The organism is Wolbachia endosymbiont of Drosophila tsacasi (assembly GCF_028982115.1).
GTDB lineage: Bacteria > Pseudomonadota > Alphaproteobacteria > Rickettsiales > Anaplasmataceae > Wolbachia > Wolbachia pipientis_B.
Map to the genome: position 1 here is coordinate 54,908 of NZ_JAPQLJ010000050.1, position 9,975 is coordinate 64,882.

General features: G+C 35.0%; 11 protein-coding genes and 2 pseudogenes. 6 read left to right on the forward strand and 7 right to left on the reverse strand.

Annotated elements, in window-relative coordinates; translation table 11 throughout:
- The first annotated feature begins 424 nt into the window (after nucleotides 1–424).
- Nucleotides 425–1,492: a quinone-dependent dihydroorotate dehydrogenase gene (locus OZD70_RS04450; RefSeq protein ID WP_275021154.1), complete on the forward strand. Its 1,068-nt coding sequence runs from the start codon at nucleotides 425–427 to the stop codon at nucleotides 1,490–1,492.
- Between the two features lie 90 nt (nucleotides 1,493–1,582).
- Nucleotides 1,583–2,281: a ribonuclease III gene (gene rnc, locus OZD70_RS04455; RefSeq protein WP_275021155.1), complete on the forward strand. Its 699-nt coding sequence runs from the start codon at nucleotides 1,583–1,585 to the stop codon at nucleotides 2,279–2,281.
- Between the two features lie 99 nt (nucleotides 2,282–2,380).
- Here rnc and OZD70_RS04460 read toward each other — a convergent pair whose 3' ends face one another.
- The 5 genes from OZD70_RS04460 to OZD70_RS04480 all read right to left on the reverse strand — a co-directional run bounded on the left by OZD70_RS04460 (nucleotide 2,381) and on the right by OZD70_RS04480 (nucleotide 6,423).
- The gene (locus OZD70_RS04460; RefSeq protein ID WP_275021156.1) at nucleotides 2,381–2,923 is read right to left on the reverse strand and encodes a hypothetical protein; all 543 of its coding nucleotides are present in this window, start codon (nucleotides 2,921–2,923) and stop codon (nucleotides 2,381–2,383) included.
- Between the two features lie 108 nt (nucleotides 2,924–3,031).
- Complete coding sequence (locus tag OZD70_RS04465; RefSeq protein ID WP_182183758.1) at nucleotides 3,032–3,562, reverse strand: phospholipase D family nuclease; 531 nt, start codon at nucleotides 3,560–3,562, stop codon at nucleotides 3,032–3,034.
- Nucleotides 3,563–3,605: 43 nt separating this feature from the next.
- Nucleotides 3,606–5,093, reverse strand: coding sequence for a UbiD family decarboxylase (locus OZD70_RS04470; protein ID WP_275021157.1), 1,488 nt, complete (start codon nucleotides 5,091–5,093; stop codon nucleotides 3,606–3,608).
- Nucleotides 5,094–5,180: 87 nt separating this feature from the next.
- Nucleotides 5,181–6,212 (reverse strand): Fic family protein, encoded by a 1,032-nt coding sequence (locus OZD70_RS04475; protein WP_275021158.1) that lies wholly within the window; start codon nucleotides 6,210–6,212, stop codon nucleotides 5,181–5,183.
- A gap of 58 nt (nucleotides 6,213–6,270) precedes the next feature.
- Nucleotides 6,271–6,423: a hypothetical protein gene (locus tag OZD70_RS04480; RefSeq protein WP_010081826.1), complete on the reverse strand. Its 153-nt coding sequence runs from the start codon at nucleotides 6,421–6,423 to the stop codon at nucleotides 6,271–6,273.
- A gap of 270 nt (nucleotides 6,424–6,693) precedes the next feature.
- Here OZD70_RS04480 and OZD70_RS04485 point away from each other — a divergent pair, with 270 nt between their 5' ends.
- On the forward strand, nucleotides 6,694–7,452 hold the full coding sequence (locus tag OZD70_RS04485) for a DsbA family protein (protein ID WP_275021160.1): 759 nt from the start codon (nucleotides 6,694–6,696) through the stop codon (nucleotides 7,450–7,452).
- 191 nt (nucleotides 7,453–7,643) lie between these two features.
- Nucleotides 7,644–8,237, forward strand: a complete 594-nt coding sequence (locus OZD70_RS04490; protein ID WP_275021162.1) for a TIGR02217 family protein — start codon at nucleotides 7,644–7,646, stop codon at nucleotides 8,235–8,237.
- A gap of 71 nt (nucleotides 8,238–8,308) precedes the next feature.
- Here the strand turns inward: OZD70_RS04490 and OZD70_RS04495 are convergent, their stop codons facing one another.
- Complete coding sequence (locus OZD70_RS04495; RefSeq protein WP_275021163.1) at nucleotides 8,309–8,785, reverse strand: hypothetical protein; 477 nt, start codon at nucleotides 8,783–8,785, stop codon at nucleotides 8,309–8,311.
- 77 nt (nucleotides 8,786–8,862) lie between these two features.
- Nucleotides 8,863–9,021, reverse strand: a pseudogene (locus OZD70_RS06015) (IS3 family transposase); the annotation flags it as partial.
- A gap of 33 nt (nucleotides 9,022–9,054) precedes the next feature.
- On the opposite strand from OZD70_RS06015, the gene OZD70_RS06020 reads away from it, so the two are divergent.
- Together OZD70_RS06020 and OZD70_RS06025 are read left to right on the forward strand one after the other, a co-directional pair.
- Nucleotides 9,055–9,492, forward strand: a complete 438-nt coding sequence (locus OZD70_RS06020) for a transposase family protein (protein ID WP_275020437.1) — start codon at nucleotides 9,055–9,057, stop codon at nucleotides 9,490–9,492.
- Between the two features lie 2 nt (nucleotides 9,493–9,494).
- Nucleotides 9,495–9,879 (forward strand): annotated as a pseudogene (locus OZD70_RS06025) (transposase family protein); the annotation flags it as partial.
- Nucleotides 9,880–9,975 lie beyond the last annotated feature (96 nt).

The following is a 9,975-nucleotide window of genomic DNA, read 5'->3' on the forward strand; positions in this document are numbered from 1 at the left end:
CCGCAATTTAGCTGCTTTTAAGTGCAACTAACCTTAGCTAAAATGTTTAAGAAATTTACTAAGCAGAAAAAAAGGCAAAAAAAATCCCATGTTAGCTAATTGTCACTCTCTAGTCCTGCAAATTGGCGTACTATACTGTCTTAAACGACTTATAAGCGCGTTTCAGCTTATGTAGGTAAAAACCCAGAAATGTTGTGAAGACATAAGGTGCACATAGTGCAAAAAATTAAAAATAAGACGCCAACTACGTTGTTTTCTTGCTGTTTAATCTGCACAGATGAAGATAACTGAATACCTTCACTATCATGATAAGAGGGCTGGCGAGGCTTGTCAAGTAAGTTTTTTGTTTCTATTCCCAATGTTATATGGTTATGCAAAAAGTCTAATTTCTTTTCAAGTTATGGTTATACTCTTATAGTGTTGCATGGTAAAAAATAAACTAAAAATAAGCAAAGTGTTTTACAAAATGATATTACGTAATTTATTGTTTTTACTGCCGCCTGAAGTTGCTCACTCTTTGGCAATCATGGCATTAAAGAAAATACCTTATAAGAATCCTATAGAGCTGCCAGAATCTTTGAGTGTGAATTTTTTTGGTAATAAGCTCAGAAGCCCCGTGGGCCTGGCTGCAGGTTTTGACAAAAATGCAGAAATTATAAGACCTATGCTTTCATTTGGTTTTGGGTTTATTGAAACTGGTACTGTAACTCGTAATCCACAATATGGAAACAAAAAACCAAGAATTTTTCGGTTAATTAAAGATCAAGGGGTAATTAACAGATTGGGATTTAACAATAAAGGAATAGACTATTTTCTTAAACAAATAGATGAAACCAAGCTTGATGACTGCATTTTTGGCATAAATATAGGAAAAAATAGTGCATCGAAAGACCAAATTAGTGATTATGTTAATTTAATAAAGATGGTATATGGAAAAAGCAATTATATAGTGCTGAACATCTCGTCTCCAAACACGCCTAATTTACGCAATCTGCACAACAAGCAAGAATTATCGAATTTGTTGAAAGCCATCCGCAAATCAATTGATAATTCTAAATCTATACCAATAATATTAAAAATCTCACCAGATATAGATCAGCAAACGAAAGAAAATATCGCTGAGCTTGCGTTGGAATATAAGATTGACGGATTAACAGTAAGCAACACTACGGTAAGTAGAGATAATCTGCATTCCCACCATAATGAGAGTGGCGGGTTGAGTGGCAAACCACTGTTCAAACTTTCAACCGAGTTATTGGGCGATATGTACAAATTTACTAAGGGCAAAATATTATTGATAGGGTGCGGAGGAATCTCAAATGGTGTTGATGCATATAAAAAAATAAAGGCAGGAGCTTCTTTGGTGCAGTTATACACTGCTCTCATATACCACGGACCTCAAGTTGTAAACAAAATTAATCTAGAACTTGCGGAACTAATAAGGAGAGATGGATTTAGCAACATTAGTGAGGTGGTGGGTTGTATACATTAATTTTGGAAGTTGGTGGTATTATTTTAATAAAATAAAACTAATTCTCTGGTATAAAGGTAGTAGAAAGTGCTTTTCTTTTAAATAATGGGTATGAAGAGTTTGAATGATGCAATATCTAAGATCATTGATTATAAATTTACAAATTATGCAATATTAGAAGAGGCACTAACTCACCCAAGCGTAAATAAAAGGAATAGCAAAAACCAAATTGTAAGCTACGAAAGACTAGAGTTTTTGGGCGATAGTGTTTTGAGTATGGTCGTATCTGCCATACTGTTTAAACTATTTCCTGAAGAAAAAGAAGGAGCATTGGCAAAAAGAAAGACGGATTTAGTTTGTGGCAACACCATTGCTAATGTTGCTAAAGAAATAAAATTAGGCAGCTTTATCATCATGAATAATAGTGAACGCTGCAATGGAGGGAGATGTAATCTGAAAAATTTAGAAAACTCGCTTGAAGCACTAATAGGTGCAATCTATATTGATGGCGGACTTGAAAATGTTGAAAAATTTATTACCCAATATTGGGAAAAGCTAGCTAAAGGCATGCTCGACCCCCCTCAAGATCCTAAAACCTCACTGCAAGAGTGGACTCAGAAAAAAAAATTGCCTTTACCAGAGTATGAGCTTGTAAAACACACTGGACCAGCGCACAATCCTGAATTTACTATATCAGTTTGCATAGAAGATCATGGTAAAGTTTCTGCATGCGCTTCTAGTAAAAAGATTGCTGAACAAAAAGCTGCTGAGTTGATGCTAGAAAAAATTGGAAAAGATGCTTCAGTTTAGGCAAAACAGGCTTTTCTATTTCCTTATATTTCATGCTTTCAAATACTTGATCTTACACTCCCTCTAACAATTTTGAAAGAAGTCTAGTGAATGGTCACGTTAAAACATGTTTTTAAATTTTTGCCAAAATCCTGGTTTATTATCATTAACCTTTGTAAATGTTATATTTAAACTGTATTTCGAATCATTTGGCACGTCGTATTTTATGCTAAATGTTGAAACTTTATCGTTATTGTAAATATGTACATCATCATATGATAGCTTTGTTGTGTAACACTTTACATACTTTTGCTTATCATACACTAAATCACCTGACTCCTTTTCTAGTTCCACAAATTTCATTTTTTTCTGACATTCCTTCATTTTTATTAAATCCTTATCTAGTGATATTGAAACTGGCAACGTATTTCCAGCATATTCTTTAGCTAAAAGTTCACTTTGAGGATACATTTTTATTTCCCTCCCAAAATGTGAGTCTATGAAATTATTACTCCAAAATTTATTGCCAGAATGCACGTACTCATCAGTAGCATACGGCACCCCACCATAACTGCATTGAACTTTGTAATCTCCAACACCGTTGTTTTGAAAAAAATCATGAATGGCAGTGTAGCTACCGGCAGCATCATTTATATAATCCATTACTTTATTCCTTAAACTTCTAGTTCATTATATCATAATCATTATGCTAATCAATCAAAGAGCTCTCCCTTGCTGTTTTTAAAACTGATTTTAAGCGAGCGCTCTCAATTAGTTGGGAACATATTTATAAGATTGTAACATTCGTGCCTCCCAGTTTTTCACATACTGCTGAATCAATTCAGGATAATCTGTAATAATTAATAAATTTTCAGCATTTCCTTTTTCAGCTGTCTTACTAAGGTTAAATGACCCTGTGATAACTTTTTGATTGTCAACAATCATTATCTTATTATGAGCAATTTTTGGCTTATCATCGATCCAAATTGGTACTCCACCTGAAAATAATTCATTTATAACACTATATTTTGAGTAGAGTTGCGATTTATCTAAGATGACTTTAACATCAACACCGCGTTCTTTAGCATTAATCAAAGATTTTGCAACTGTTCCAAGAGTAAATGTATATTCTTGAACTAAGATAGATTTTTTAGACTGATCTATTACGCTGATTATCGGTACAGCACAATCTTCTCCAGGTGAAAAGCAAACCGTAGCTTTTGGGCAGGGCAAAAATATAAAACCCGCATAGTAATACAGAGAAAAACACATTAACAAGAATAAAAAGTGAAAAAGCCTCACAACAACCCACCCCCGTATATACGGCGATAGGCTACATCATAATTTAATCACCTGTCAATCCATATTCTTCCCACTTCTCCGTGATTTTTCTTACTATTTCTTCGCTCATTTCAATTTTCTCTCCCCATTCTCGTTTGGTTTCAGGCGGGATTTTATTTGTTGCATCAAATCCCATCTTACCTCCCAGGCCACTTTCAGGGGAAGCAAAGTCTAAATAATCAATAGGTGCATTTTCTATCATGATTGTATCATGCACAGGGTCCATTCTTGTTGATATTGCCCACATCACTTCCTTCCAATCACGTACATTTATATCATCATCAACAACGATAATAAACTTCGTGTATAAAAATTGCTTTAGAAAGGAAAGTATGCCCATAACAATTCTTTTTGCCTGCCCTGGATAAGACTTTTTTATCGATATCACCGCTATTCTATATGAACAACCTTCTGGTGGTAGATAAAAATCCACTATCTCTGGAAATTGATTGATAAGAATGGGCACAAAGATTTTGTTGAGCGCTTCACCAAGAATTGATGGTTCATCAGGTGGCTTGCCAGTGAAAGTGCTGAGATAAATTGGATTTTTGCGCATAGTAATTGCAGTAATATTAAATTCTGGAAATTGCTCAACAGAATTATAGTAGCCGGTGTGATCTCCGTATGGCCCTTCATCTTGATATCTATCTAAACTCACATAGCCTTCTAAAACAATTTCTGCATGAGCTGGAACCTGAAGGGGAATGGTTTTACAATTTACAAGCTCAAGCGGCTTCTTGCGTAGCAGCCCAGCAAATTGGTATTCTGACAATGTTTCTGGTACCGGAGTTACCGCAGCAATAATTGTTGCAGGATCACTACCGATCACAGCAGCAGCAGGAAATTTCATATTTTGTTCCTTCTCTTTCCATCGTTTATGGTGACCTGCACCACCACGATGTGCAAGCCAGCGCATTAGAGTCGTTTTTTTATCTATAACCTGCATACGATATATTCCAAGATTGAAATTATCTTGCTTGTCTTTCGTTGGGCCTTTTGTTACCACAATCGGCCAGGTGATAAGTGGTGCAGGTTCATTTGGCCAGCATGTTTGAATGGGCAGTAGACTTAGGTCCACTTCATCTCCGGTTAGCACTACCTCTTGACATGGAGCTTTGTTCACGACTTTACTTCGCATCGATAACACGACTTTTAGCAGAGGAAACATTTTTATAGCATCCTTAAAGTTTTTCGGTGGTTCAGGAGATTGCAAAAATGCTAGAAGTTTACCAAGATCTCTCAGTTCATCAGGGTTTATGTTCAGTCCCAACGCAATTCTTTCAATAGTACCGAATAAATTCACCAAAACAGGGATCGAGCTTTTACCATTCTCTTTAACAACATTCTCAAAAATTATAGCTGGCCCTTTGTTTGACAAAACCCTACGGTGAATTTCTGTCATTTCAAGAACTGTTGAAACCTCCTTCTTAATCCTAATCAGATCTTTTTTTTCCTCTAAGGCTTTAATGAAGTCGCGTAAGTTGTTGTACATATTCCAGCTTTTAAAACTTTAAGTCTACATTTAGTTTTCAAGCACTTTATTGAAATTTGACCTATGCACTTTCCAGCAAGCTTTCAGTTAATTTGAGATCAAATCCTCATATTGCTTGCTAAGCTTGTATTTTCTTCCTCTGTTGGAAAAGTCTACAATCTCAATAAACCCCATTTCCACCCACTTTTTACAAAGTTGCGCACTAGTACGAGGCTTAAAATTAAATAGTTCGCCAACCTGACTAGCTGTAATAGTGGAAAACTCCTGGAAGAGCTCAAGAGCTTTGCGTTGTTTAGGATCAAGCTTACGTATAAGATCAGTCTGATCAGTGTGGTATTCTTCTTCATTTATACGTTGTAAAACGTTCTCAAATGAATTTGCCATACCTTTTACGAAACACTCCACCCACTTAGTGATATCTGCTTCAGCTCTTCCTATATAATAGTTGTGCAATGGCCCTACACTGATTGCTTCATAATACGCTCCTAGATTCTTAGCATAATATTCTTCCAATGAATAAAGGCCTTTTAGATCATATCCACCAAGGTGTAAAATTAATGTAGTCAACAATCTTGCAGTACGACCATTACCGTTATAGTAAGGGTGAATTGTTACAAATTGATAATGCGCAATACCTGCAATAATTGGGCAAGGCACTTGCTCACTGTCACGAATCCAATCAATCATACTGCTCATGAGCTTTGGTACATCCTTTGCTTCAGGTGGCATATAAATTATTGCACGTGTACGGCTATCACGAATAACGTTTTGACCATCACGATAAGAGGTTGGCTTCACTTTAGATTTTCCACTCGCCATTACTAGGGCATGAAGCGTTTGAATGGCTTTCTCAGTAATAGAGATCGTTCTCGCTGCCCATTGTTCAACTTGTGTTAAAGCTGCATAATATCCTTTAACCTCATTTTCATCTCTCCTATATTTTGGAAAGTGGCTTTTACCACTTAAAACCTCTTCAATCTGTTTAGGCTCAAGTCGATTTCCTTCAATCATAGTAGAATAGTGTGTGGTATAAAGTCGTGCAGTTTCACGAAGGGATGAGAGCATCGATACAGTGAGTGGCAAATGTAACACTTTTTCTTTTTCTGCCTCAATCCTCATAAGGCAATTAGCAATTTTAGAAGTAATCGTATAATTTGGCATCGGTATAATATCTGCATTACATTACTTCTATATTATGCTGATAAAATGCAGATAATACAACATTTACACGACGCCGACCATAAACAGCAATAAATTCGGCTGATTGAGAAAGAAGTTTGTCTTGTAGAATAGCTATTTCTTTTTCTCTACCAATTATTGGCTCGTTCATATGTTTATTTCGCGGAGTTTGTTGAAATTATACACAGCGAAATAAAACAAACAGCTTAAATCTATGCTCCGCGCGCTTTTGCTGTTTGCATCTTAAACTTTCTGATTAGTTTTGCGCTTAGTTTTTATTGTTAAAGTCTGCATTTGAGGCAAAACTGATTATAAAATACACTTGATACAAATGTTTTCATATATTAATATTAGATGCTTCTTTTAATATACAGATAAATGTGTACTAAAGTTTTATGTTGTAGGTTTTTAAATAAATTGTATGTCTAGAATATCGTTTTTATTGATCTTTATACTGGCAGTAGCAAGTTTGCCAATAATAAATAATTGGCTCTCAAATCGCAGCCAAATGCTAAGCGATGATTATATAGGTGAGAAATTAGATAATTATATAAGTAGAAATTTTGATAAGATCATAAAAACTCTCAAAGAGGAGTCGATTAAAAGTAGTTACGCTGCTCGAGGTAATGTAACCAAAAGTAAAATTTCACAATACAAGGATCAAATATTTGACCTTACTTATCCTTACTCCGGAGATGAAAATAGTAGTGTTATAGCTGTAGGTTTCTTTGACTATTCTTGTGGATATTGCAAGACTATAAAAGACGATATAAAACAGTTAATTAACGACGGTAAAGTTAAGTATATCTTTAGGGATGCTCCAATACTTGGTAATGACTCTTTAAGGGCAGCAAAAAGCGCTTTAGCTGTTTACTTTATTGATAAAGAAAAATATTTCGACTTTCACTATTCTGCTTTAAGTCACAAAGGAGGATTTTCAGGCGAAAGCATATTGGATATAGTGAAAAATATAGGGATTGATGAGGACGATTTTAATAGTTCCATGAAAAACAATGCAGACAAAATTGAGCAAATGATAAATGGCAGTAAGCTCCTAGTAAGAGATTTGGGAGTAGGTGGTACACCTTTTTTAATAATTGGGGATAGTCTGTTTGTAGGAGCAACTGATTTGAATGTATTACGTAAAAAAGTAGATGAATTAAATCACAAACAAGGCTAGTTGCCATAAAATTTTATTTTTTTGCTTGACAACTCAAATGAACCTGAGTATAGTGGTTGTGGGTATGATAGCAATTTAAGGTGTTATCTCAGTGGTCTCATCCACTTTCCATAGCGTCATTTGCTATGTGAAACGCTTTCAAATTACAACATTTTCTTCAACCAAACTATTTTACTTTCATAGGAGGACATATGTCATTTACAGAAATTAGATTTCCAAAAAATATATCTTATGGGTCTACTGGAGGACCGGAATTTTCCACTGACGTTGTAACAACTCATAATGGTTGTGAACAGCGCAACATCAATTGGTCTCGTGCACGTGCCAGATACAACATAGCTTATGGAGTCAGGTCAAGCGAGCAGCTAACAGAACTCATAACATTTTTTCATGCGCGGAAAGGTAAAGCAATAGGATTTCGTTTTAAGGATTGGTCAGACTTTACAGTTATCAATCAAGAAATCGGAATAGGAGACAGTAAAAAAATGACTTTTCAACTGATCAAAACTTATATAAGTGGAAAGGACAAGCATACACGCATGATAAAAAAGCCAGTGTATGATACAATAAAAATTTATCTAGATGATGAAGAAACAAAAAAATATTCAGTGAACTATTCAACGGGAGAAATCACGTTTATCAAACCACCAGCAAAAGGCACAACAATTACTGCAAGCTTTGAATTTGATGTACCCGTACGCTTTGACACAGATTACTTAAACGCTTCTATTGATAACTACGGCAGCAACAGCTGGAGTAATATTCCCTTGGTGGAAGTGAAGTAAGCTATTAGCTACCATAGATTGAAAAAGTTAAGCGATACTGAGGCTCATATTTAAATGAGCCTCAGTATATTTTAACTGCCAATGCTACAATATTGCCAATTCCCCACTCTTGAAACTTGAGGAGACTCCAACTTAGTTTCTTGTAAAACAGAAGACTTTAATAATTCCCTCAGAGCTAATTTTGTAAGTGTTGTATCATCTTTATTTAAGATTTTATCTAGCATGTTGCTTTTCTGTAAGCGATTAACAGAATCTCTAGCTTCCTCATTCAGACCCCCTATTTTGTTAATATAAGATAATACTAAATCCGAGTTCCTTATTGCTAAAATTCCATTTACGAAAATATCTAATTTTGTTTTATCTTTAGTTAAGTCTTCAGCTAACCTATTTCTGATATTATCATCGTCAAATACAACATGCTTGAAATAAAAGCAAGGATCAATAAGTATAGAATGCTCCAAAGGTACTGTATTGTATAAAGATATGCCACACTCAGTAATACATCCTCCTCTCGTTGTAGCATTGTAATAGAAGTAATCATCATACATTGATAGCAAAGAAAAAAGACGTATTACACTTGTTGACCTTACCCAGAAAAAGTAGAGAGAAAGTTAAGACGTTTTTGTCATGAAAATGATGCATCAAATTGTTCGGGAATGCAATAGTTAATAGTAGAATGTCTATGTTGTTTGTTATAAAAGATTTCTATGTATTCAAATATGGCAGTTCTAGTTTGTTGAGCAGAGTGTTGCGAGGTATCAATAAGTAGACTTCTTTCAAAATTGAGAGAAGGAGTGTAAGATGAAATATTTGAAAGGTGAAATATAAAGAAATAAAGGAGTTAGAAGGAGAAAAATTTCGACGTTTAACAGGTGTAAAAAAAGCAACATTCGAGAGAATGGTAGAAATTCTGGATGAGGAAGACAGAAGAAAAAAAGCTAGAAGCGGGAGAAAAAGTAAGCTTTGCGTAGAAGACAGGCTACTTATGACACTGGAATACATAAGAGAATATCGCACATATTTTCATATAGGACAAAGTTATGGCATGAGTGAAAGTAACTGTTTTAAAATAGTAAAGTGGGTAGAGGACACATTAATAAAACATCCAGATTTTGCATTACCTGGGAAAAAAGATCTATTAAATAGTAGTGTAAAATACGAAGTTTTGGTAATAGGTGGAACTGAAACCCTAGTAGAGAAGCCAAAAAAAAGCAAAAACGCTTTTACTCTAGAAAGAAAAAAAGGCATACTATAAAAACACAAATAGTAACAGAGAAGAAGAGTAAAAAGGTCATTTGTACATCTTTTTCAAATGGTAGGAAGCACGATTTTCGGATATTTAAAGAATCAAAGGCTGCCGGGAACTAAAATCTTAGCTGATGCTGGCTACAGAGGAATGCAAAGGATAGATAAAAATGTTGAATTACCACACAGAAAAACGAAAAAGAATCCGTTGAGCAAAGAACAAAAAAGAGAGAACAGAGCTCTTTCTAGCCAAAGGGTAATGGTTGAAAACTTAATTGGCTTATTGAAAAGGTTTAAAATCATCTCGGACAGGTATAGAAATAGACGAAAACGTTTTGGTTTAAGATTTAATTTGATTGCTGCCATTCACAATTTTGAGCTCTCACATGAATTTTGAAAGAAGTCTATTGAAACAAGAGTCCAGTGTCAAGCACTGGAATGACACCTAGGGGGCTTGGATGACACCATTCTTTTTTCTGGATCCCAGTGTCTG

Excerpts from the sequence above, each read along its gene's own strand:
- OZD70_RS04485 (WP_275021160.1), top strand. The coding sequence starts at position 6,694 with ATGTCTAGAATATCGTTTTTATTGATCTTTATACTGGCAGTAGCAAGT.
- OZD70_RS04460 (WP_275021156.1), bottom strand. The coding sequence starts at position 2,923 with ATGGATTATATAAATGATGCTGCCGGTAGCTACACTGCCATTCATGAT.
- OZD70_RS04475 (WP_275021158.1), bottom strand. The coding sequence starts at position 6,212 with ATGAGGATTGAGGCAGAAAAAGAAAAAGTGTTACATTTGCCACTCACT.
- OZD70_RS04480 (WP_010081826.1), bottom strand. The coding sequence starts at position 6,423 with ATGAACGAGCCAATAATTGGTAGAGAAAAAGAAATAGCTATTCTACAA.
- OZD70_RS04450 (WP_275021154.1), top strand. The coding sequence starts at position 425 with ATGGTAAAAAATAAACTAAAAATAAGCAAAGTGTTTTACAAAATGATA.
- OZD70_RS04470 (WP_275021157.1), bottom strand. The coding sequence starts at position 5,093 with ATGTACAACAACTTACGCGACTTCATTAAAGCCTTAGAGGAAAAAAAA.
- OZD70_RS04490 (WP_275021162.1), top strand. The coding sequence starts at position 7,644 with ATGTCATTTACAGAAATTAGATTTCCAAAAAATATATCTTATGGGTCT.
- OZD70_RS04495 (WP_275021163.1), bottom strand. The coding sequence starts at position 8,785 with ATGTATGATGATTACTTCTATTACAATGCTACAACGAGAGGAGGATGT.
- rnc (WP_275021155.1), top strand. The coding sequence starts at position 1,583 with ATGAAGAGTTTGAATGATGCAATATCTAAGATCATTGATTATAAATTT.